22 protein-coding genes are annotated in these 23,467 nt (G+C 58.4%); 14 read left to right on the forward strand and 8 right to left on the reverse strand.

The annotated features are described in order from the left end of the window. Positions 1-78 precede the first annotated feature (78 nt). Positions 79-1,650, forward strand: coding sequence for a methyl-accepting chemotaxis protein (locus tag BFV67_RS02310; protein WP_021240693.1), 1,572 nt, complete (start codon positions 79-81; stop codon positions 1,648-1,650). On the opposite strand, the gene BFV67_RS02315 is transcribed toward BFV67_RS02310, so the two are convergent. Beyond that, entirely contained in the window at positions 1,622-1,978 is a 357-nt protein-coding gene (locus tag BFV67_RS02315) for a helix-turn-helix domain-containing protein (RefSeq protein WP_008501417.1), read from the reverse strand. The genes BFV67_RS02310 and BFV67_RS02315 overlap by 29 nt on opposite strands. Positions 1,979-2,128: 150 nt before the next feature. Continuing rightward, the gene (gene fbp, locus BFV67_RS02320) at positions 2,129-3,127 is read right to left on the reverse strand and encodes a class 1 fructose-bisphosphatase (protein WP_008501416.1); all 999 of its coding nucleotides are present in this window, start codon (positions 3,125-3,127) and stop codon (positions 2,129-2,131) included. A gap of 197 nt (positions 3,128-3,324) precedes the next feature. Between fbp and mpl the strand changes: the two genes are divergently transcribed. Then, complete coding sequence (mpl, locus tag BFV67_RS02325) at positions 3,325-4,704, forward strand: UDP-N-acetylmuramate:L-alanyl-gamma-D-glutamyl-meso-diaminopimelate ligase (RefSeq protein WP_025911962.1); 1,380 nt, start codon at positions 3,325-3,327, stop codon at positions 4,702-4,704. 77 nt (positions 4,705-4,781) lie between these two features. Here mpl and yjgA read toward each other — a convergent pair whose 3' ends face one another. Further along, positions 4,782-5,333 (reverse strand): ribosome biogenesis factor YjgA, encoded by a 552-nt coding sequence (gene yjgA / locus BFV67_RS02330; RefSeq protein ID WP_008501414.1) that lies wholly within the window; start codon positions 5,331-5,333, stop codon positions 4,782-4,784. A gap of 95 nt (positions 5,334-5,428) precedes the next feature. Here yjgA and pmbA point away from each other — a divergent pair, with 95 nt between their 5' ends. The 12 genes from pmbA to BFV67_RS02390 all read left to right on the forward strand — a co-directional run bounded on the left by pmbA (position 5,429) and on the right by BFV67_RS02390 (position 16,096). Continuing rightward, positions 5,429-6,781: a metalloprotease PmbA gene (gene pmbA / locus BFV67_RS02335; RefSeq protein ID WP_069597798.1), complete on the forward strand. Its 1,353-nt coding sequence runs from the start codon at positions 5,429-5,431 to the stop codon at positions 6,779-6,781. A 38-nt stretch (positions 6,782-6,819) separates the two neighbouring features. Then, on the forward strand, positions 6,820-7,206 hold the full coding sequence (cybC, locus tag BFV67_RS02340) for a cytochrome b562 (protein ID WP_008501412.1): 387 nt from the start codon (positions 6,820-6,822) through the stop codon (positions 7,204-7,206). A 315-nt stretch (positions 7,207-7,521) separates the two neighbouring features. Further along, complete coding sequence (locus tag BFV67_RS02345) at positions 7,522-7,860, forward strand: glycine dehydrogenase (protein ID WP_025911967.1); 339 nt, start codon at positions 7,522-7,524, stop codon at positions 7,858-7,860. Positions 7,861-7,870: 10 nt separating this feature from the next. Beyond that, positions 7,871-8,233, forward strand: coding sequence for an SFCGS family glycine-rich protein (locus tag BFV67_RS02350; RefSeq protein WP_006810339.1), 363 nt, complete (start codon positions 7,871-7,873; stop codon positions 8,231-8,233). Positions 8,234-8,235: 2 nt separating this feature from the next. After that, positions 8,236-8,535 (forward strand): DUF4312 family protein, encoded by a 300-nt coding sequence (locus BFV67_RS02355; protein ID WP_006810338.1) that lies wholly within the window; start codon positions 8,236-8,238, stop codon positions 8,533-8,535. Between the two features lie 22 nt (positions 8,536-8,557). Further along, the gene (locus BFV67_RS02360; protein WP_008501408.1) at positions 8,558-9,334 is read left to right on the forward strand and encodes a DUF4311 domain-containing protein; all 777 of its coding nucleotides are present in this window, start codon (positions 8,558-8,560) and stop codon (positions 9,332-9,334) included. 13 nt (positions 9,335-9,347) lie between these two features. After that, positions 9,348-9,989, forward strand: coding sequence for a DUF4310 family protein (locus BFV67_RS02365; protein ID WP_008501407.1), 642 nt, complete (start codon positions 9,348-9,350; stop codon positions 9,987-9,989). Positions 9,990-10,031: 42 nt separating this feature from the next. Further along, positions 10,032-11,165 (forward strand): amidohydrolase/deacetylase family metallohydrolase, encoded by a 1,134-nt coding sequence (locus BFV67_RS02370; protein WP_025911974.1) that lies wholly within the window; start codon positions 10,032-10,034, stop codon positions 11,163-11,165. Beyond that, positions 11,149-12,267 carry a DgaE family pyridoxal phosphate-dependent ammonia lyase gene (locus BFV67_RS02375; protein ID WP_025911976.1) on the forward strand — a complete coding sequence of 373 codons (1,119 nt, stop codon included), beginning with the start codon at positions 11,149-11,151 and terminating at the stop codon, positions 12,265-12,267. Before BFV67_RS02370 ends, BFV67_RS02375 begins: the two co-directional genes overlap by 17 nt. After that, positions 12,264-13,004, forward strand: a complete 741-nt coding sequence (dagF, locus tag BFV67_RS02380; protein ID WP_025911978.1) for a 2-dehydro-3-deoxy-phosphogluconate aldolase — start codon at positions 12,264-12,266, stop codon at positions 13,002-13,004. The genes BFV67_RS02375 and dagF overlap by 4 nt, the downstream gene beginning before the upstream one ends. A gap of 25 nt (positions 13,005-13,029) precedes the next feature. Continuing rightward, on the forward strand, positions 13,030-14,166 hold the full coding sequence (locus BFV67_RS02385) for a lactonase family protein (RefSeq protein ID WP_025911980.1): 1,137 nt from the start codon (positions 13,030-13,032) through the stop codon (positions 14,164-14,166). A gap of 19 nt (positions 14,167-14,185) precedes the next feature. Continuing rightward, positions 14,186-16,096, forward strand: a complete 1,911-nt coding sequence (locus tag BFV67_RS02390; RefSeq protein ID WP_069597799.1) for a BglG family transcription antiterminator — start codon at positions 14,186-14,188, stop codon at positions 16,094-16,096. Between the two features lie 32 nt (positions 16,097-16,128). Here the strand turns inward: BFV67_RS02390 and nrdG are convergent, their stop codons facing one another. From nrdG to treR, 5 genes are all read right to left on the reverse strand, one after another. Further along, positions 16,129-16,593, reverse strand: coding sequence for an anaerobic ribonucleoside-triphosphate reductase-activating protein (gene nrdG / locus BFV67_RS02395; protein ID WP_008501398.1), 465 nt, complete (start codon positions 16,591-16,593; stop codon positions 16,129-16,131). 105 nt (positions 16,594-16,698) lie between these two features. Beyond that, complete coding sequence (gene nrdD / locus BFV67_RS02400; RefSeq protein ID WP_069597800.1) at positions 16,699-18,837, reverse strand: anaerobic ribonucleoside-triphosphate reductase; 2,139 nt, start codon at positions 18,835-18,837, stop codon at positions 16,699-16,701. A 375-nt stretch (positions 18,838-19,212) separates the two neighbouring features. Continuing rightward, complete coding sequence (gene treC / locus BFV67_RS02405; RefSeq protein WP_069597801.1) at positions 19,213-20,856, reverse strand: alpha,alpha-phosphotrehalase; 1,644 nt, start codon at positions 20,854-20,856, stop codon at positions 19,213-19,215. 51 nt (positions 20,857-20,907) lie between these two features. After that, entirely contained in the window at positions 20,908-22,326 is a 1,419-nt protein-coding gene (treB, locus tag BFV67_RS02410) for a PTS trehalose transporter subunit IIBC (RefSeq protein ID WP_023326583.1), read from the reverse strand. Between the two features lie 129 nt (positions 22,327-22,455). Next, positions 22,456-23,403: a trehalose operon repressor TreR gene (gene treR, locus BFV67_RS02415; RefSeq protein ID WP_021240675.1), complete on the reverse strand. Its 948-nt coding sequence runs from the start codon at positions 23,401-23,403 to the stop codon at positions 22,456-22,458. Between the last annotated feature and the right edge of the window lie 64 nt (positions 23,404-23,467).

Raw genomic sequence — 23,467 nt, forward strand, 5'->3', positions numbered from 1 at the left:
GAAAGTCTAAACATTTTCCGGTAGCGGCCGATACTCTTTTTTTATGCCCAGAAATATCTCGCTACCGGAAATAATATCATGCTGAAAACGCTATCGATTCGTACCGGCTTGCTCTCTTTACTGGCCGTTATGACCCTTCTGCTGCTGATTGTCAGCGGCATTGGCATTTATGCCCTCACACAGAGTTCTTCTTCGCTGCAGCGCATTAATCACCTTCAGGGTGAGCAGATGGTGCAGCTTAATTCAGGCTATACGCTGATCCTCCGCGCGCGCAATGAAGCGGGTCAGGCCGTCCGCATGATGGAAATCGGCATGCTGGACGATGCGGCCAGCGCGGTAAAAAACATCAATCAGGAAGTTGCCCTGGCCCAGAAAACGCTGAAGGGCGTGATCGACGGCGGCGTGGCTGACGAGCAGGGGCAGCAGCTGCTCGATAAAGTGGCAGCCAGCCTGGCGGCGTATAACCAGCAGGGGATCAACCCGATGCTGAAAACCCTCAACGACCAGAGCGCGGACGGGTATTACGATCTGCTGGAGAAGACGCTGATCCCGCTGGCGTCAGCGTTTGATAACGACATGCAGGCGTTTCAGAAATGGAGCGAAGCGCGAGGTCAGGCGGAAGTGAGCGCCGTGCAGGCGAGCAAAACCCGCGTCCTGATCCTGATTATCGTCGCCGCGCTGCTGACGGCGGGCATTATCGTGCTGGCCTGGCTGGCGCTGCGCCATATGCTGCTCAAGCCGCTCTCGGCGTCGATTGCTCAGCTGGAGAACGTGGCGGCGGGCGATTTAACCCATACGCTGGCCGCGCCCGCGAGCCAGGAGTTTAACCGCCTTAACGCGGTCATTGAGGAGATGCGTCAGTCGCTGATGAACTCGGTTCTGCGGGTACGCGATGCCAGCGCGCAGATTGACACCGGCAGCCGCGAGCTGACGCTGGGGAACCGGGATCTCGCCGAGCGAACGGAATCCACCGCCACGTCGCTGGAGCAGACGGCGGCGAGCATGGAACAGATCACCGCCACGGTGAAGCTCAACGCCGATAACGCCGAGCAGGCGCACCAGCTGGCGAAGTCGGTGTCCGACACGGCCGATCACGGCAGCGAAATGGTCTGCTACGTGATTGAAAAAATGCGCGATATCTCCGGCAGCTCGGCGCGCATCGCTGACATCCTGAGCGTGATCGACGGCATTGCCTTCCAGACCAATATCCTGGCGCTTAACGCCTCCGTAGAGGCGGCGCGCGCGGGCGAGCAGGGGCGCGGGTTTGCCGTCGTCGCGGGCGAGGTGCGAAACCTGGCCAGCCGCAGCGCCGACGCGGCGAAGGAGATTCGTTCTCTTATCAGTGATTCGCAAACCCACGTTAACGAGGGCAGCGAGCTGGCCCAGCAGGCGGGCGAAACGATGGATGAGATCGCAACAGAAGTGCTGCGCATGACCAAACTGATGCGTGAGATTGCGACCGCGTCTCAGGAGCAGAGCCGCGGCATTGAGCAGGTGAATATTGCGGTAAACCAGATGGATGAAACCGCGCAGCAGAATGCGGCGCTGGTGCAGCAATCCTCCGCCGCGACCCGCTCCCTTGAGGAGCAGTCGCGTCAGCTGATGGAAGCTATGTCATCATTCAAAGTGACGACTCAGAACGCGGCATAATATTACCCAGCCCCGGTACGTTCTGTGCCGGGGTTTTATTCCTTCCGGAATTAAGCGCCCCGATATTATCGTGAATTTCGCCCATTAATATTTCCAGCGAGCTGGTTAAGGCTAATGCTTTTTCCGTCGGCTCAAGATATAAGCCTTTGCGGAGAAATAACGGCTCATCAAAGAGTTGATTAAAACGCTTTAATGCCAGACTCACCGCAGGGCGTGACATCTCCAGACGCAAAGAGGCCTTTGCCATGCTGCCGCAGCGGACGATTTCAATAAATACAGGGATAAGATTTAAATCAATGCCGGTATTAGCACGGGAATAATTTTTCATTGCGTTTCTGCTCCACGAAATATCTGTCAAACTGTTATGGAAATAATGCAGGAGCAGTGGCGAATATTAAAGCGTGTTTTTTATAAACACTTATACGGTAAAATATATAAATGAACAGGGGAGCCGGATCGGCTCCCCTGAAGAGAGGGATTACGCGTCCGGGTACTCGCGGATAAACCGTTCAACGTCTTCAACCATGTGGTTGTTGCCGACGAAGAACGAACGGCGCTGGTGAAGGCTTTCCGGCACGATCTCCAGAATACGCTCTTTACCGTCGCTCGCCTTACCGCCCGCCTGTTCGGCCAGGAACGCCATCGGGTTGCATTCGTACAGCAGACGCAGCTTCCCGTCCGGGTGGCTGGCGGTGCTTGGGTAGAGGTAGATGCCGCCTTTCAGCAGGTTACGGTGGAAATCCGCGACCAGAGAGCCAATATAGCGGGACGTGTACGGGCGCTGCGTCGCTTTATCTTCTTCCTGGCAGAATTTGATGTACTTCTTCACGCCGTTCGGGAAGCGGATGTAGTTACCTTCGTTAATGGAGTAGGTATTGCCCTTCTCCGGGAAGCGCATGCGTTCCTGGCTCAGACAGAAAACGCCCAGGGAAGGATCGTACGTAAAGGCATGTACGCCGCAACCGGTGGTGTAGACCAGCATGGTGGAGGAGCCATAGACGACGTAACCGGCAGCAACCTGATTAATGCCCGGCTGCAGGAAATCTTCTTCGGTCACCGGCGTGCCAACAGGCGTGACGCGGCGGTAGATGGAGAAAATGGTACCGACAGAAACGTTAACATCAATGTTGGAGGAGCCGTCGAGCGGATCCATCAGAACAACGTATTTCGCGTGTTCACACCCTTCGAAAACAACAATTTCATCTTCTTCTTCGGAGGCGATACCCGCAACGATGTCGCGCGCGCGCAGTGCAGCTTTCAGTTTTTCATTTGCGAACAGATCGAGTTTCTGTTGAACCTCGCCCTGAACGTTCTCGGCACCGCTGGCACCCAGGATATCGACCAGACCGGCCTTGTTGATATCACGGTGGATGATCTTAGCGCCCAGCTTTATTGCCGACAGCAAAGCAGTGAGTTCACCGGTAGCATGAGAGAACTCGTGCTGCTTTTCGACAATAAATTCACCTAACGTTTTCATAACACTTTCCCTGCATCTTTGTGAGTAGAGCGATTGTATGTTCACTAAAACGACTAAAGCCCAACAATCTTAACAAATATTCAAATAGTAGCGCAGAGGTGAATCGCGCCAGCAACATACGGATTTACCTGAAATGCGTTTCACAGCCGCTAACATGTGAGTAAAATGTGCGCCACATTGAAGAAGGATAGTGACGTATGCGCATTCATATATTGGGGATTTGTGGCACTTTCATGGGCGGACTGGCAATGCTGGCGCGCTCGCTGGGCCATGAGGTGACAGGTTCGGACGCCAATGTGTATCCGCCAATGAGCACACTTCTGGAGAAACAGGGCATCTCTCTTATTCAGGGCTACGATGCCAGCCAGCTGGATCCCGAGCCGGACCTGGTGATTATTGGCAACGCCATGACCCGCGGCAATCCGTGCGTTGAGGCGGTACTGGAACGCAATATTCCGTTCATGTCCGGCCCGCAGTGGCTGCATGACTTCGTCCTGCGCGACCGCTGGGTGGTTGCCGTTGCCGGTACTCACGGCAAAACGACCACCGCGGGCATGGCGACCTGGATCCTCGAAGCCTGCGGCTACAAGCCGGGCTTCGTCATCGGCGGCGTACCGGGTAATTTCGACGTCTCTGCGCGCCTGGGGGACAGCCCGTTCTTTGTGATCGAAGCCGACGAGTATGACTGCGCGTTCTTCGACAAGCGCTCCAAGTTCGTGCACTACTGCCCGCGCACGCTGATCCTCAACAACCTTGAGTTTGACCACGCGGATATTTTTGACGACCTGAAAGCCATACAGAAACAGTTCCACCACCTGGTGCGCATCGTGCCGGGCCAGGGCCGCATCATCCTGCCGGAAAACGACATCAACCTGAAGCAGACCCTGGCAATGGGCTGCTGGAGCGAGCAGGAGCTGGTGGGCGAGCAGGGCCACTGGCAGGCGAAGAAACTCAACGCCGATGCCTCCGAGTGGGAAGTGCTGCTCGACGGCGAAAAAGTGGGCGAGGTGAAGTGGGGCCTGGTGGGCGAACACAACATGCACAACGGCCTGATGGCGATTGCGGCAGCGCGTCACGTGGGCGTTCAGCCTGCGGATGCGGCGAATGCGCTGGGTTCGTTTATCAATGCCCGCCGCCGTCTGGAGCTGCGCGGTGAAGCCCACGGCGTCACCGTGTATGACGATTTCGCGCACCACCCAACGGCCATTCTGGCGACGCTTGCCGCCCTGCGTGGCAAAGTTGGCGGTACCGCGCGCATTCTGGCGGTGCTGGAACCGCGCTCGAACACCATGAAGATGGGCATCTGCAAAGACGATCTCGCGCCGTCGTTAGGACGTGCCGATGAAGTCTTCCTGCTGCAGCCGCAGCATATTCCGTGGCAGGTGGCGGAAGTGGCCGATGCCTGCATCCAGCCTGCGCACTGGAGCGCGGATGTGGATGCGCTCGCGGATATGGTGGTGAAAGCCGCTCAGCCCGGCGACCATATTCTCGTGATGAGCAACGGCGGTTTTGGTGGGATCCATCAGAAGCTGCTGGACGGGCTGGCGAAGAAAGCGGAAGCGGCCGCCGAGGCGTAAAAAAAAGCCCGGTGGCGCTAGCGCTTACCGGGCCTACGTTCTTTTCCCCCTCGCCCCTCCGGGGTGAGGGGAACGGATTACTCTTCGTTCTCAGACAGCTCGCGCAGATACTGGAAAATCAGGCGCGCAGACTTCGGCGGCTTATTCCCTTCTTTCTCTTTCTTCGCGTTGCGGATCAAGGAACGCAGCTGCTGGCGGTCGGCATCCGGCCACAGGTTCAACACTTCCGGTACGGCGTCATCACCCTGTTCAATCAGACGATCGCGGATCTGCTCCAGCTTATGGAACAGCGCAACCTGCTGGTTGTGGCGGTTTTTCAGCTTATCCAGCGCCTGGCGGATCGGATCAACATCGCGCTGACGCAGCATTTTCCCGATAAGCTGAAGCTGGCGACGACGGCCTTCTTTTTTGATTTTCTGTGCCAGTTCAATGGCATCGCGCAGATCCTGGTCGAGCGGGATCTTATCCAGCGCGTTTTTACCCAGTTCTACCATTTCCGCGCCAAGCTGTTTTAACTCTTCGGCGTCACGTTTAATTTCACTTTTACTGACCCAGATGATCTCATCATCTTCGTCTTCGATGTCATCACCGGGAACGTCGTCGAGCCAGTCTTCGGGCTGCTTAGTCATGTCAGGCTCCTTAAAAAAAGAGGCTAATGTTACCAGTTAAGACGCGCACTGAAAAACGGTTCTCTGTTAGACTTCAGTTAACTCTCTCTTACAGTATGGCATTTGCGATGAAAGTAACCTCACAAGTTGAAGCGCAGCGTAAGATTCTGGAAGAAGCCGTCTCCACCGCGCTGATGCTTGCTTCAGAAAAATCAGATGGCGCCGAAGTGGCGGTCAGCAAAACCACCGGCATTAGCGTGAGCACCCGCTATGGCGAAGTGGAGAATGTTGAATTCAACAGCGACGGCGCGCTGGGTATCACGGTATATCACCAGAATCGCAAAGGCAGTGCGTCATCCACCGATCTCAGTCCGGATGCCATCGCCCGTACGGTGCAGGCCGCGCTGGATATCGCCCGTTACACCTCACCGGATCCTTACGCCGGCGTGGCGGATAAAGATCTGCTGGCGTTTGACGCGCCGGATCTCGACCTGTTCCATCCGGCGGAAGTGACGCCGGACGAAGCGATTGAGCTGGCTGCCCGCGCCGAGCAGGCGTCCCTGCAGGCCGACAAGCGCATCACCAATACCGAAGGCGGCAGCTTTAACAGCCACTACGGCATCAAAGTCTTCGGCAACAGTCACGGCATGCTGCAGGGCTACTGCTCTACCCGCCACTCGCTCTCCAGCTGCGTCATCGCCGAAGAGAACGGTGACATGGAGCGCGACTACGCCTATACCATTGGCCGCGCGCTGGGGGATTTGCAGTCTCCGGAGTGGGTGGGTAAAGCGTGCGCCGAACGCACGCTGTCTCGCCTGTCGCCGCGTAAACTCTCCACCATGAAAGCCCCGGTGATTTTTGCCAACGAAGTGGCGACCGGTCTGTTTGGCCATCTGGTGGGCGCTATCGCGGGCGGTTCGGTGTACCGTAAATCGACCTTCCTGCTCGACTCGCTGGGCAAGCAGATCCTGCCGGAATGGCTCACCATCGAAGAGCATCCGCACCTGCTGAAAGGCCTGGCCTCCACGCCGTTCGACAGCGAAGGCGTGCGCACGGAGCGTCGTGACATCGTGAAAGACGGCATTCTGACCCAGTGGCTTCTGACCAACTACTCCGCGCGCAAGCTGGGGCTGAAAAGCACCGGGCACGCGGGCGGCATTCACAACTGGCGCATTGCCGGGCTGGGCCTCAACTTTGAGCAGATGCTGAAAGAGATGGGCACCGGTCTGGTGGTGACCGAGCTGATGGGTCAGGGCGTCAGCGGCATCACCGGCGATTACTCTCGCGGCGCGGCGGGCTTCTGGGTTGAAAACGGCGAAATCCAGTATCCGGTGAGCGAAATTACCATCGCTGGCAATCTGAAGGATATGTGGCGCAATATCGTTACGGTCGGTAACGATATTGAAACACGCAGCAATATACAGTGTGGTTCTGTATTACTCCCGGAAATGAAAATCGCCGGACAATAGAGATAGCGTTTTGTTAATAATAAAAAAGGAAGTGAGCAATGCGTAAACATCTGTTAGCGATCGTCGCGGCTTCAACGCTGGTTCTTGGCTCTTCTGCGTTTGCTGCCGATCTTGAAGACGACATGGGCATCCTCGGGCAAAACCTGAAGGTGGTGCAGAAAACCGACAATGCGGCGGAAATGAAAGACGCGCTGACCAAAATGCGTGAAGCGGCGCTGGACGCACAAAAAGCGACGCCTCCTAAACTGGAAAGCAAAGCGGCAGACAGTGCAGAGATGAAAGACTACCGCCACGGCTTTGACGTGCTGGTCGGCCAGATCGACGGCGCGCTGAAGCTCGCTAACGAAGGCAAAGTGAAGGAAGCCCAGGCGGCGGCCGAGCAGTTTGTGACGACCCGTAATACGTATCACAAGAAATACCGTTAACCGATCGCGCATCTGACAAATAATCAGCGGGGGCCAGTGGCCCCCGTTTTTTTGCGCGGTAATAAGTAAACCCTATCGCCATCACATTTTTGCGTCACCACGCCTGAACGTTTTCGCTTCCCCGGCGCGCGTTTTGCCGCTGGAATACGTGATATTCATCACGCAAATGCCGTGATTAATCCAGATTCACCGTATTTATGTGGCACAGATCACTGCTGCGGCTCCCCTTTCCACTTCGAAGTGGAAAACAACTCGCTACAAACAATTCCCCCCCAACGTTAGTTTTATTCCAGAGCCATTAACGGGGTAAGACCAGTGATTAACGGAGCGGTAATGAACGACGTTGGGGAACAGGCAGAGCAAACAGAACAGCTCGCGAACACCATGCTGCAGCAGGTTTATGCCCTGCTGGCCCGGAACAACATCATCCCCAATGCGGTACAGGAGCAGATGCTTACTTCCCACGTGCGCGCCATGGCGCACCGGTCCGTGACCGGCGAGCCGCTGCCGGAGGTTGAAGCAGAGCTGTTTGACGAAATTTCACCGGATTCAATGCGGCTTGCCCGTGAAGTGGTGGCGCAGTTTGGCAACCTTCCAGATGAAGAGGCCTGGCTGCTCTCCGTTCACTTTGAAGTCGCGAAAGACAACCTTTAAGGAGCAACACATGGAACAGATTACAGTCGTGATTGGCGATCGCCTGGGTAAAGGTCAGAAAGTGGCGGCCGGTGTGGAAAAAGCAGGTGGACGCGCGGTTGTCGTACCGGGCATGGCGGCAGACATGAAGCTCGGTGACGTGATGAAAGCAGAAAACGCCACCTTCGGCATCTCCTTCTGCGGCAGCGGCGGCGCGGGTGCCATCACCGCCCAGACCAAATATGGCTACAAGGCCAAATACGGTATGCGTTCCGTGGATGAAGGCGTCACCGCCATCAACGAAGGCTGCAACGTGCTGGGCTTTGGCTTTATGGATAAAGAAGAGCTGGGCGAGCGTCTGGTACAGGCGTGGCAGAAAAAATACGGCGCATAAGCATGAAAGAACAGTTCACAACCACGGTGAGAGTGAAGGGGAAGGGCGACGCCAAAGCGCGCGCCTTTGCCGACGCGCTCAACCACGTTCAGGCCGCGGTGATGAAAGCCTCACCGCATATCTTACTGCGTATTGAGCCACAGGATGTGCAGGTCGTTCAGGCGCAAGAAGCGGTGCGAAAAGAAGCGTTTCTGTTCTTCTTTCTGCGCCGGGAAAGACGCACCTACAGCGTGGAGCTGGATGTGACCGTCAACGTGACCGCCATCAATCTCGACCAGGTGGATTTCGTCACGCAACGCTGATTATTCATAAAAGGGCAGACTGATGTTCTTAATTATATTAATAAAATCGCTCATCATCGGCGGCCTGGTAGGCGTCGGTGTCGGGGCCGGGGCTGCACGCATGTTTCATGCGCCTACCACTCAGGGTATGGGCGCGTTTCGTACGTTGGGGGAACTGAACTCCTGCGAAGGGGATCCGGCGTCCCACTTCTCCTTTGGGTTAGGCTTCTTCTTTAACGCCTGGGCCTCTTCCGTGGCCGCAGGGGCTTTCACACAGGACGTTGACCACCGCATCATCCCGAACTGGGGTGCGGCCGCGCTGATGATCAAAAACCGTAACGTCGGCGAAACGCTGCACGATCCGCGCAAAATGGCGATTGCCTGCGGCGTGATCGGCATGATCGTCGTGACCTTCCTTAACCTGACTGCCTCCTCCGTGCCCGCTGCGCTTCAGGTCACCGCCGTGAAGGTGCTGGTGCCTGCCGCGAACCTGCTGGTCAACACCGTGATGCCGGTGATCTTCTGGCTGGCGGCCATCGATGCGGGTAAAAAATCGGGCTTCTGGGCCACCATCTTTGGCGGCGCGGCGCAGCTGATTATGGGCAACGCCGTACCGGGCCTGGTGCTGGGGATCCTGATCGGTAAAGGCGTGGAAGAGAGCGGCTGGAACCACGTCACCAAAGTGATGATGGCGGCGATCGTTCTGCTGTTCGTGCTGAGCGGCTTCTTCCGCGGCTTCGACATGAAGATGATCGAATCCTTCCATCTGACCGTGCCCAACTGGCTCGACATGATCCACAACTCGCTCAGCGGTAAATAACAGGAGCCTCTAAATGGAACAGAATAAAGGTTTTTGGTATGCCGACTGGTCGTTCCCGATCTTCGTTGGCCTGCTCTCCTCCGGCGTGTTTGCCGGGACGCACATGTACTACCTCTACGGCATCGGCGCGTTTAACGAAGTGGCCTTCGTGGCGATGCTGAAAGCGGGAATTGACACCGGCGTTTACGGCGCGGTGGCGGCGTTCGGCGCGAGCTTCCTGTTCGCCCGTATTATCGAAGGCTCGCTGGTCGGTATTCTCGACATCGGCGGGGCGATCCAGACCGGCGTGGGCCTCGGGGTTCCGGCGCTGCTGCTGGGCGCGGGGATCATGTTCCCGGTGACCAACTTCATTGCCGCGCTGATCACCGGCCTGGTGATTGGCCTTGCGATTGGCTACGTCATCATCCTGGCGCGTAAGTTCACCATCAACCAGAGCAACTCCACCTACGGCGCAGACGTGATGATGGGCGCGGGCAACGCTTCCGGCCGCTTCCTCGGACCGTTGATTATCCTCAGCGCCATGACCGCCTCCATTCCGATTGGCGTGGGTTCTCTGCTGGGTGCGCTGCTGTTCTACATCTGGCAGAAGCCCATTACCGGTGGCGCTATCCTCGGCGCAATGATTCTGGGCTGGCTGTTCCCGGTTGCCCTTTAATACCCGCGGGCGCTCCGGCGCCTGCCTTTTCAGGAGATCCTCATGTTTGATTTACTCCTGCGCCGTGCGCGCCTCGCCGACGATACCCTGACCGATATCGCCATTCAGGACGGGAAGATCGCCGCGACGGGCGACATAGACGCTCCCGCCCGCAAAACGGTGGAGCTAAACGGTGACGTGTTCGTCAGCGCAGGCTGGATTGACTCCCACGTACACTGCTATCCGAACTCCCCGATTTACCACGACGAACCGGACAGCGTGGGCGTTGCCACCGGCGTGACCACCGTGGTAGACGCGGGCAGCACCGGGGCCGACGACGTGGACGATTTCTACGCGATTACCCGCAAGGCCTCCACCGAGGTCTTTGCCCTGCTGAACATCTCCCGCGTGGGGCTGATTGCCCAGAACGAGCTGGCCAACATGGCCAATATTGACGCCGACGCGGTGAAAGAGGCGGTGAAACGCCATCCTGATTTTATCGTCGGCCTGAAGGCGCGCATGAGCAGCAGCGTGGTCGGTGACAACGGCATCACGCCGCTGGCGCGCGCCAAAGCCATTCAGAAAGAGAACGGCGACCTGCCGCTGATGGTGCACATTGGCAACAACCCGCCGAACCTCGACGAAATTGCCGAGCTGCTGAGCTCTGGCGACATCATCACCCACTGCTACAACGGCAAGCCTAATCGCATTCTGACGCCCTCCGGCGAATTGCGCGCCTCCATTACGTCTGCGCTGAAGCGCGGCGTGCGTCTGGACGTCGGCCACGGCACGGCAAGCTTCAGCTTTGAGGTGGCGAAACGCGCCATCGCGATGGGCATTCTGCCGCACACCATCAGCTCGGACATCTACTGCCGCAACCGCATCAACGGCCCGGTGGGCTCGCTGGCAAGCGTGATGTCGAAATTCCTCGCCATCGGCATGTCATTGCCGCAGGTGATTGACTGCGTCACGGCGAACGCCGCCGACGGCCTGCGCCTGACGCGCAAAGGCCGCATTCAGCCGGGTCTCGATGCCGACCTGACGCTGTTCACCCTTAAACGTCAGCCGACGGTGCTGACGGATGCCGAAAACGACAGCCTACAGGCTGAACACATACTGGTGCCGCTTGCCGCGATCCGCGCGGGCAAGGGCTACATGACTGAACAAGGGAGCACGGAACATGCCTTCGATTTATGAGAAGTACCGCTTAAAGCAGGTTATCAACACCTCTGGCCGCATGACGGCGCTGGGCGTCTCCACGCCGCGTCCGGAGGTGGTACAGGCGGCGATGGACGGCATGAATCACTATTTCGAGATGAAGGATCTGGTCAATAAAACCGGAGAATACATCGCGAAGCTGCTGGACGTGGAAGGGGCGACGGTGGTCTCCTGCGCGTCGGCGGGCATTGCCCAGTCCGTGGCCGCGGTGCTGGTGAAAGACAGCGACTGGCTGCTGGAAAACCTGCACGTGACCCCGATTGAGAACAACGAGATCGTCCTGCCGAAAGGGCACAACGTGAACTTTGGCGCGCCGGTGGGCACCATGGTGGCGCTTGGCGGCGGCAGGCTGGTGGAAGCGGGTTACGCCAACGAATGTTCCGCCGATCAGCTGGCGGCGGCGATTACCCCGCGCACGGCGGCGATCATGTACATCAAATCTCACCACTGCGTGCAGAAAAGCATGCTCAGCGTCGAGCAGGCGGCGGTTGTCGCACGTAAACACGACTTGCCGCTCATCGTCGATGCCGCGGCGGAAGAAGATCTGCACGTGTACTACCGCGCCGGCGCGGACCTGGTGATCTACAGCGGTGCGAAGGCGATCGAAGGCCCAACCAGCGGGCTGGTGATCGGCAAGACCCAGTACGTTGAGTGGGTGAAGCGCCAGACGGCGGGGATTGGCCGCGCCATGAAGGTGGGTAAAGAGGGCATTCTTGGCCTGACCTGCGCCATCGAACACTATCTGACGGCCACCAAAGAGAGCGGTGCCGAGATGGTGGCGAAAATGACGCCGTTTATCGAGGCGCTCAACACCCTGAACGGTGTGACCGCGCGCGTGGTCTGGGACAGCGCCGGACGCGACATCGCCCGCACCGAGATTAAGTTTGACGAAGCCACCACCGGCCTCGGCACGGGGGACCTGGTGGCGAAGCTCAAGCAGGGCGAGTACGCCATTTACTTCCGTGGCTACAAGGCCAACGAAGGGATTATCGAGGCGGACGTGCGCAGCGTGAATGCTGACCAGCTGAACATTGTGTACCGCCGCATTAGTGAAGTATTAGGACAGGAGAAAAACGCATGAAACTGACCCCCAACTTTTACCGTGACCGCGTCTGTCTGAACGTGCTGGCTGGCTCAAAGGCCAACGCCAGCGCCATCTACGAGGCGGCGGAAGGCCACGTGCTGGTGGGCGTGCTCTCCAAAAATTACCCGGACGTGGCGAGCGCCGTTGCCGATATGCGCGAATACGCGAAGCTGATTGATAACGCGCTCTCCGTTGGCCTGGGCGCGGGCGATCCGAACCAGTCGGCGATGGTGAGTGAAATCTCCCGCCAGGTGCAGCCGCAGCACGTTAACCAGGTCTTTACCGGCGTGGCCACCAGCCGCGCGCTGCTGGGGCAGAACGACTCCGTGGTCAACGGTCTGGTCTCTCCGACCGGTACCGTCGGGATGGTGAAAATCTCCACCGGCCCGTTGAGCAGCGCGGCGCCGGACGGCATTGTGCCGGTGGAAACGGCGATTGCTCTGCTGAAAGATTTCGGCGGCAGCTCTATCAAATACTTCCCGATGGGCGGCCTGAAGTGCCGTGACGAGTACAAAGCGGTAGCGGAAGCCTGCGCCCGTCACGACTTCTGGCTGGAGCCGACCGGAGGTATCGATCTGGAAAACTATGAGGCGATCCTGCAGATCGCCCTCGACGCGGGCGTGAGCAAAATCATCCCGCATATCTACAGCTCGATTATCGACAAAGCCAGCGGCGATACGCGTCCGGAAGATGTGCGTACCCTGCTGGCGATGACGAAGAAGCTGGTGAAGTAGAACTCACACCTATACAGGAGCCACCATGCACACCCGTACCTTGCTTGTCGCTTCACTCTCAATGTTCGCCACCGCCGCTGTCGCCCAGACGCAATACGCCTGGGTGGGTACCTATAATCCAAACGGTGAAGGGCTGTACCGTTTTACTGTTAACCCGCAAACCGGCGCGCTGAACGATAAAACGCGGGTAAGCAAACTGCCGAATGCGGCGCAGTTGACCCTTTCACAGGACGGCAAAACGCTGTATCTGGCAAGCGAAGTGGAGCAGGGCGTGGTGCAGGCGCTGCGCGTCGGCGATAACGGTGAGCTGAGCGAGCTCAGTCAGGTGGCCTCCGGCGGTGCCGGGCCGGTGTATCTCTCCCTGACGCCGAACGGCCAGCATCTGCTGGTGGCGAACTACGTCAGCGGCTCCATTGCCGTTTTACCCGTTAACGCAGACGGCAGCCTGGGTGACGCCACGGACACACATCAGGATCAAGGCGAACCGGGCGCGGCGAAGCCGGAAGCTGCCGTCGAGGGCAGTTTCGCGATCAGCGATCATAACGGCCCCCATGCGCATATGATCGCCGCCGATCCGAGCGGGAAATACGTGTTTTCCACCGATCTTGGGCTGGATCGCATCTACCAATATCGCTTTGACGATCGGACAGGAAAGCTGACGCCGAACGATCCGCCGTTTATCAGCGCCTCCTCGAAAGGCGCCGGGCCGCGCCACTTTGTCTTTACGCCGAAGGGCGATGCCCTGTGGCTGATTAACGAAGAGGCGTCTACGCTCACCCGGTATACCGTGAATACCAACGGCACCCTGAAAGAGGGTAAAACGGTTTCTGCTCTGCCGGAAGGTTACAAAGGCACCAGCTTTGCTGCCGGGCTCGCATTAAGCGCCGACGGTAAGCAGCTGTATGTGGCTAACCGTTTGCATAACAGCATCGGCCACTTTACCGTAACGGCGGAGGGCACGCTGACGCATCAGGACGATGTGTGGACGCGCGGTGACTACCCGCGCACCCTGACGCTCGATAAACAGGGGCGCTGGCTGTACGTCATGAACCAGCGCAGCGACAACATTACCCGTTTCCGCGTGGCGCCGGACGGGAAATTAACCTTCGAACCGGACTATACCCCGGTCGGCAGCCCATCCCAGATGGTCATTTCACCTTAAGCCGTAAGAGGACAACGACGTGCGATTTCCGAACCAACGTTTGGCGCAACTTTTCGACCTGTTGCAAAACGAGACGCTGCCGCAGGACGAGCTGGCGCAGCGGCTGTCGGTCTCCACGCGAACCGTCCGTGCGGACATCACCGCCCTGAACGCGCTGCTGGCCAGCCACGGCGCGCAGTTCATCCTGAGCCGGGGCAACGGCTACCAGCTCAAAATTGAGGATGCCGAGCGCTATCAGCAGCTTCAGGCATCCCACCCGCGCGCGCTGCGTATCCCGCGGACCGGGCCGGAGCGCGTGCATTATCTGGTGGTGCGTTTTCTGACCTCTGCGTTTTCGCTTAAGCTGGAGGATCTGGCGGACGAGTGGTTCGTCAGCCGCGCCACGCTGCAAAGCGATATGGCGGAGGTGCGCGAGTGGTTTCATCGCTACAACCTGACGCTGGAAACCCGTCCGCGCCACGGCATGAAGCTGTTTGGCAGCGAGATGTCGACCCGCGCCTGCCTGACCGATCTGCTCTGGGAGCTGGCGCAGCAGGACAGCCTGAACCCGCTGGTAACCGACGTGGCGCTGAATGCGGGCGTGGCGGAGCAGATGGTGCCGGTGCTGCACGACGCCTTGACCCGTCACCACATTCGCCTGACCGATGAAGGCGAGCTGTTCCTGCGCCTGTACTGCGCGGTATCGGTACGTCGCATCAGCGAAGGTTACCCGCTGCCGGAATTCCATGCCGAAGACGTGGAAGAGAACGTGCGCGAGGCGGCGAAGGATATCGCGGTGACCATCCAGCAGCTGGCGGGCAAGGCGCTTTCGCCGTCGGAGGAGAGCTGGCTGTGCGTGCACATTGCGGCGCGGCAGATTCAGGAGATCGCGCCCAGCGCCATTAACGCTGACGACGACGAGGCGCTGGTCAACTACATCCTGCGCTATATCAACGCTCACTATAACTACAACCTGCTCAGCGACGCGCAGCTGCACGCGGACCTGCTCACGCACATCAAAACCATGATCACCCGCGTGCGGTATCAAATCATGATCCCCAATCCGCTGCTGGATAACATCAAGCAGCACTACCCGATGGCGTGGGACATGACGCTGGCCGCGGTGTCGAGCTGGGGCAAATACACGCCGTATGTGATCAGCGAAAACGAGATTGGCTTCCTGGTGCTGCATATTGGCGTCGGGCTTGAGCGCCACTACAACATCGGCTACCAGCGTCAGCCGCGCGTGCTGCTGGTATGCGACGCCGGTAACGCCATGGTGCGCATGATTGAGGCGGTACTGCAGCGTAAATACCCGCAGATTGAGGTGACGCGCACGCTCACCCTGCGCGAGTACGAGCTGGCGGAAACCATTAGCGAAGACTTTGTGATCGCGACCGCCCGCGTCAGCGAAAAGTCAAAACCGGTGGTGATGATCGCCCCATTCCCGACCGACTACCAGTTAGAGCAGATTGGCAAACTGGTGCTGGTGGACCGCACCCGCCCGTGGATGCTGGATAAATACTTCGACGCGGCCCATTTCCGCATTATCAACAAGCCGATCGATCAGCAGACGCTGTTCCGCGAGCTATGTGAACAGCTTGAGGCCGAAGGCTTTGTCGGCGCGGAGTTTCTGGATTCGGTTGTTGAGCGTGAAGCTATCGTCAGCACCATGCTCGGCGACGGCATCGCGCTGCCGCACTCCCTCGGCCTGCTGGCGCAGAAAACGGTGGTCTACACCGTGCTCGCCCCGCACGGCGTGCAGTGGGGCGACGAAACCGCGCACGTTATCTTCCTGCTCGCCATCAGCAAAAGCGAGTACGAAGAGGCGATGGCGATTTACGATATTTTCGTCACTTTCCTGCGCGAGCGGGCGATGTCACGGCTCTGTAGCTGCGAGGATTTTGCCGGGTTTAAGGCGGTGGCGATGGAGAGTTTGAGTCGTTTTTGAGATAAGGGCGGATGGATAATATCCGCCTTTGATCAACGCAGATGATGCACAACCTGGTTGCTGCTGCCTCGCCAGATGAGTGCCGGGTCTTTTAAATCTTGCATGAACTTGCCGTCGACCAGCACGTTAATCAGATCCACGACTTCCATCTGCTGCGCATTCAGTTCATCCAGCTTGTAGCCCGTCCAGACCCAGATATCTTTTCCCGGACATTCTGCGCGAATGCGCTCCACCAGCTTCAACATATCCGGCACGTTTTGCGGGTGCAGGGGATCGCCGCCGGAGAGCGAGATCCCCTGGCGTTTGATGCGCGTGTCGTTCAGGTCGTTGATGATTTTATCTTCCATCTCCGCGGTGAACGGCATGCCGGAATTGAGTCGCCAGGTGCTTTTGTTGTAGCAGCCGGGGCATTCGTGGACGCAGCCTGAAACAAACAGGGTGCAGCGGGTGCCGGGGCCGTTGACGATGTCGACAGGGTAGTACTGGTGATAGTTCATTGTGAATAACCACGCCGGGTGGCGCTGCGCTTACCCGGCCTACAAAAGAGAGCGGTCCGTAGGCCCGGTAAGCGCAGCGCCACCGGGCATTAACGTGGCAGCGGATTAACCGATCTGCCCATTTCCCAGATGCTTCACGCGGCGCTTCACCTCTTCCTGCTTGCCGGCGTTAAACGGACGGGCGTCCGGGCTGCCGAGATAGCCGCATACGCGACGGGTCACGGAGACGCGAGCCGCATCGTGGTTGCCGCATTTCGGGCAGGTGAAGCCTTTACTGGTACATTCAAACTCACCGGTGAAGCCGCACTCGTAACACTCATCAATTGGCGTGTTGGTCCCGTAATACGGCACGTGCTGGTAGCTATAGTCCCACACGTCCTCCAGCGCCTTCAGGTTGTGCTGAATGTTCGGGTACTCGCCGTAGCAGATGAAGCCGCCGCTGGCGATCGGCGGATAGGCCGCTTCGAAGTCGATCTTGTCGTACGGGTTTACCTTTTTCTCGACGTCGAGGTGGAAGCTGTTGGTGTAGTACCCTTTATCGGTCACGCCTTCCACAATCCCGAATTCGGCGGTGTCCAGACGGCAGAAGCGGTCGCACAGGTTCTCGCTTGGGGTGCTGTACAGGCTGAAACCGTAGCCGGTTTCCTCTTTCCACTGGTCTACCGCGTCGCGCAGGCGCTGAACGATGGCGATGCCTTTCTCACGCAGTGCTTCGCTGTCGTACATGTGCGTGTCGCCAAACAGGGCGTTGATGGTCTCGTGAATGCCGATGTAGCCCAGCGAAATCGACGCGCGGCCGTTTTTGAAGATCTCGGATACGTCATCGTCCGCCTTCAGGCGCACGCCGCAGGCCCCTTCCATATAGAGGATCGGCGCCACGCGGGCTTTGACCCCTTCGAGGCGCGCAATGCGGGTCATCAGCGCCTTACGCGCCAGCTGCAGGCGCTCATCCAGCAGTTTCCAGAATTCAGCTTCATTAGCTTTTGCCTCCAGCGCGATGCGCGGCAGGTTGAGGCTGATCACGCCCAGGTTGTTACGCCCGTCGTGGATCTGCTCGCCGTTTTCGTCTTCGTAGACGCCGAGGAAGCTGCGGCAGCCCATTGGCGTTTTAAACGAACCGGTGACTTTGACGACCTGATCGTAGTTAAGGATGTCCGGGTACATGCGCTTGCTCGCGCACTCCAGCGCCAGCTGTTTGATGTCGTAGTTCGGGTCGCCAAACTTGTGGTTCAGGCCGTCGCGAATCGCGAACACCAGTTTCGGGAACACGGCGGTTTTACGGTTTTTGCCGAGGCCGGAAATACGGTTGCGCAGGATCGACTGCTGGATCAGGCGTGATTCCCAGCTGGTGCCCAGCCCAAAGCCGAAGGTTACAAACGGCGTCTGGCCGTTGGCGGTGTGCAGCGTGTTCACCTCATATTCCAGCGACTGGAAGGCGTCGTAGCACTCTTTCTCGGTACGGGAATGCGCATAGCCGTCCGCGTCCGGAATCTGCCACTCTTCGGCGGTTTTACGGTGCTTGTTGAAGCTCGCCGTCACGAACGGGGCCAGCACTTCGTCAATGCGGTTAATGGTGGTGCCGCCGTAAATATGGCTGGCGACCTGAGCGATGATCTGCGCCGTGACCGCGGTAGCCGTGGAGATTGACTTAGGCGGTTCAATCTCCGCGTTACCCATTTTAAAGCCGTGGGTCAGCATGCCTTTCAGATCGATCAGCATGCAGTTGAACATCGGGAAGAACGGCGAATAGTCGAGATCGTGGTAGTGGATCTCGCCGCGCTCGTGCGCCGAGACCACGTCGCGCGGCAGCAGATGCTGACGGGCATAGTGTTTGGCGACGATACCGGCCAGCAGGTCGCGCTGGGTGGGGATCACTTTACTGTCTTTATTGGCGTTTTCATTGAGCAGCGCAGAGTTGGTCTGCTCCACCAGGCCACGGATCTCCTGGTTCAGGCGGCCGCGCTTCTCGCGCTGCACGTCTCGATCGTGGCGGTACTCAATGTAGGCGCGCGCCAGCTGCTTGTAGGGCCCTGCCATGAGCTGGTTCTCAACCGCGGTCTGGATCTCGTTGATATCAACCTGGCTGCGTTCATTCATCTGGCTGCTAACGACTTCTGCGACGGTGGCGCAGTAATCTGCGTCATCGACTCCCGCTGCTTTAGCTGCACGCAGAATGGCTTCCTGGATGCGCTCTGATTTAAACGGCACTTTACAGCCATCACGTTTCATCACATGCGGTGTCATGATCACTCCATTATTAAAAACAGGTTATCCACAGAGGTGGAGAAGTATTCACCGGACGCATTTCCCGCCAGGCCAAAGACTTCCCGCGTTCCCAGCTCGTGTTATCCACAATTCCGGCCAGCGTAAGCGCCGTCTTGTTGTTGGAATAGTAGACGATAAATACAAGATGTTGGGTCGGCGTGCATTTTAAGTGCTACATATAGTGATTTGCATCAAACATGTTTGCGATTTATTTGATGCAGAACAAAGTAAAAAGACGAGAGTACAAACGACGGGCGCTTCAGCGATTGTAAAGGCGGGCGAGAAAAATCTGATTAATTATTCAACAAAAACAGTAAAGTAAGCCGGGTGCTGAGCCGCACCCGGCAGGGAAAGTTACTGCTGCAACCACCAGACGGCTTCAAACGGACGGAGTGACGTCGTTTGCGGTGCCGGGTAGTTACTCATCAGCACCTGCGACTTATCGCTGAGAGCCTCTGTCTGCCATTCCTGCGGAGTAGGACTCAGGTTCGCCACCACCATCAGCGTCTGCCCCTGCCACTGGCGGCGATAGCACCACAGGGAAGGGTGTTCCGGCAGGAGATCCTCATAATCCCCCCACGTCAGCACCGGGAGGGTTTTGCGCAGGCGAATCAGCGACTGATAGGTGTAGAACACCGAATCCGCATCGTCCAGCGCCGCGCGGGCGTTCACGGTTTCGTAGTTATCGCAGACCCCAATCCACGGCTCGCCCTCGGTAAAGCCCGCATTGTGCGACGCGTCCCACTGCATTGGGGTTCGCCCGTTGTCGCGGGACTTGCTCGCCAGAATCGCCAGTAATTCCTCCGGCTCGCGGCCGCTGGCGCGCAGTTCGGCGAACATGTTCAGACTTTCCACGTCGCGGTAATCGGTGATGCGGCTGAAGTGCGGGTTGGTCATGCCAAGCTCTTCACCCTGATAGATATACGGCGTGCCCTGCATCCCGTGCAGCACCATGCCGAGCATTTTCGCGGCGTGAACCCGGTATTCTCCTTCGTCACCGAAGCGCGACACGATGCGCGGCTGATCGTGGTTACACCAGAACAGCGCATTCCAGGCTTTGTTGTGCATCCCCTGCTGCCAGTGGCGGAAGAGGGTTTTCAGCGCCACGAAGTCCGGCTTCGCCAGCGTCCACTTTTCGCCGCCCGGGTAGTCCACCTTCAGATGATGGAAGTTAAAGGTCATCGACAGCTCGCGCCCGTCGAGAGAAGCATACTGCTGGCAGTTCTCCAGCGAGGTCGAGGACATCTCGCCTACCGTCATCAGGTTGCGCGGCGTAAAGACGTCGCGGCTCATCTCCTGGAGATATTCATGAATGCGCGGCCCGTCGGTATAGAAGCGGCGACCGTCGCCGATGTTGTCATCAGGGAAATCCTGATCTTTTGAAATCAGGTTAATGACGTCCAGACGCAGGCCGTCCACGCCGCGATCGGCCCAGAACTCGCACACCTTTTTCAGCTCGGCGCGCACCGCCGGGTTTTCCCAGTTGAGGTCCGCCTGCTCTGGCGCGAACAGGTGCAGGTAATACTGCTCGCTCTCGGCGTGCCAGCGCCAGGCGTTGCCGCCAAACTTGGAGCGCCAGTTGTTGGGAAGCTGCTCCGGCGTGCCGTCTCGCCAGATGTAGAACTGGCGGTACGGGCTCGCTTTGTTCAGCGACTCGCGGAACCAGGCGTGCTGCGTGGAGGTGTGGTTAAACACCATGTCCAGCACGATGCGAATGCCGCGCGCGTGCGCCTCAGCGACCAGCTCGTCGAAATCATCCAGCGTGCCGTAGGCCGGATCGATGGCGGTGTAGTTCGCCACGTCGTAGCCGTTGTCCACCTGCGGAGAGATATAAAACGGCGTCAGCCAGATGGCGTCAATGCCGAGGGTTTTCAGATAGTCCAGACGCTGCGTCACGCCGCGTAAATCGCCGGTGCCGCTGCCGGTGGTGTCCTGGAAGCTCTTTGGGTAAATCTGGTAGATGACGCCGTTCTGCCACCAGTGAGGAAGGGTATTCATAATGCGTTCCTGCAAATGCGAAGGGGCGCAACTGCGCCCCGAAAGATGAAGTTAAACAATCTGCAGCGAGCCCTGACGGAACTTACGCTGGTAAACCACGGTGGTCAGCGCCATTGGGACGATGATGGCGATGGCCATTGCCAGGGCAAACACCTGCCAGTAAGCGGGCTGGATGGAGAGGATGCCCGGCAGGCCGCCGACGCCAATCCCGTTCGCCATCACGCCGTTCAGTCCACACACCAGGCCTGCCAGACCGGAACCGATCATCGCGCAGAGCATCGGGAAGCGGTATTTCAGGTTGATACCGTACATTGCCGGTTCGGTGACGCCGAGGTAGGCGGAGATGGCCGCCGGAACGGAGATCTCGCGTTCGTTGTGCTTGCGGCTGACGATAATGATGCCGGTCACCGCGGACGCCTGAGCAATGTTCGACAGGGCGATAATCGGCCAGACCGGCGTGCCGCCGAGGCTCTGGATCATCTGCATATCAATCGCCAGCGTGGTCTGGTGCACGCCGGTGATCACCAGCGGGGCGTACAGGAAGCCAAACAGCGCGGCGCCAATCGGGGCGAAGCTGCCGGTCATCAGGTGACGCACCGCGAAGGCCACGCCGTCGCCAATCATGCGGCCAAACGGACCGATAAAGGCATGCGCCAGGAAGACCGCCAGAATCAGCGAGCACACCGGCACCACCACCAGATAAAGGTAATCCGGCACGATGCGTTTCAGTCGGGTTTCAATAAAGCCCAGCGCCAGGCCCGCCAGCAGGGCCGGAATGACCTGCGCCTGATAGCCCACTTTGGCGATGCTAAACAGGCCGAAGTTCCACACCTCTGGCACCTGTTGACCAAGTAAGTAAGCGTTCATTAACTGCGGAGAGACCAGCGTGACGCCGAGTACAATACCGAGGATCGGCGTACCGCCCATCTTGCGCACTGCGGACCAGCAAATCCCGACCGGCAGATAGAAGAAGATCGCTTCGCCAATCAGCCACAGGAAGTCGTACACGGTTTTCAGCGCCGGGTACATCTGCGCCAGGGTCTTGCCGTCGCTCATCGGCACGTCGCCGATGACGTTACGGAAGCCTAAAATCAGGCCTCCGCTGATCAGCGCCGGCAGCAGCGGGAAGAAGATCTCCGCGAAGTGGGAAATCAGCTGCTCGTGCCACTTCATATTCTGGCGCGCAGCCTTTTTGGCCTGCTCTTTATCCGCCGCGCTGTGCCCGGTGGTCGCCAGCAGAGCCTGATAGTAATCGCCCACTTCGGTACCAATCACCACCTGGAACTGACCGGCGTTGGTGAAGCAGCCTTTTACCATTTTCAGCTCTTCAATCGCCTTCGGGTTCGCTTTGGCCGGATCGTTCAGAACGAAGCGCAGGCGGGTAATGCAATGGCTAACGGTTGCGATGTTTTCGCGGCCGCCGACCAGGACGATCAGCTGATCGATATCTGCTTGTTTGACTTTACTCATCATGAAACCTCATGACAGATGGTGAAAGGGTGTAATGACCTGAGCGCAAGCCTACTCCTTCAGCGCGACGGCGAAAATGGGAACGTTCCCGAAATCGGGCGAAGATCACAATAAACCGATTGGTGGGGGTTATGAAAGGTGGGCAGGAATAACGATCTGACGTGGCTCTGCGCGCCCGTTGATCTGCTCGATCAGCTGCGCGGCGGCCTGTCTGCCGGACTCAGCGTAGCCCGGATCGACGGTGATGATCTCCGGGTGCAAAAACTTCATCAGCGGCGTGCTGCCGACACTCGCGACCTGCAGACCGTCGATACGCTGCTCCTGCAGATATTTACTCGCGCCCAGCGCCAGCGTATCCGTGGCGCACACCAGCGCGGTGGTCTGCGGCGTCAGGACGCTGGCGACCTGCTCGTAGCCCTGCTTCATGCCCAGCCCCGGCAGGGAGGCCACGGCGGAGAGGTTGTGCTTTTTGCAAAACGCCAGATAGGCCTCATGGCGCCGCTTGCCGGTGGTAACGTCCGCGTGCGGTACGCCGAGGAAGCTGATGTGGCGATGGCCTTCGTCAAACAGGCGCTGCATCAGGGTGATAATCGCGCCCTCGTCGTCATAGCAGACGGAGGCAAAACCGTGGGCATCGCGCGCCAGCAGCACCAGCGACGGCTGCCAGGGTTTCAGCATCTCGTCTTTGATGCCGGTAAAACCGAACAGCACCACGCCGTCAATATTGCGCCGCTGAAGCATGCCCAGATGTTCTTCCACCAGCTGCGGCGAGAACTGGCTCTCCATCATGATCGGGTCATATCCCTGCTCATAGAAGGCGGGCAGCATGGTCTGCACGGCGAGGTTTTCAGACAGAGAATCCAGACGCGAGACAATGATGGCGACCACTTTGTCACTTTGCCCGCGCATGGCGCGCGCGGAGCGGGAAGGGGAAAAGCCGTGCTGATTCATGACCGCCTCAACGCGCTCGCGGGTGCGTTCGCTGACGCCGCTTTCGTTGTTCAGCACGCGTGAGACGGTCGATTTCCCCACGCCGCTTAAACGCGCGATGTCTTTAATCGTAAGGCGGTTCTGCATGCTGTATTCCCTGTAACAACGACAATGTAATGAATTGAGCCTAATGCTATAGCGCGATTTCGCT

Source organism: Enterobacter roggenkampii (genome assembly GCF_001729805.1).
GTDB lineage: Bacteria > Pseudomonadota > Gammaproteobacteria > Enterobacterales > Enterobacteriaceae > Enterobacter > Enterobacter roggenkampii.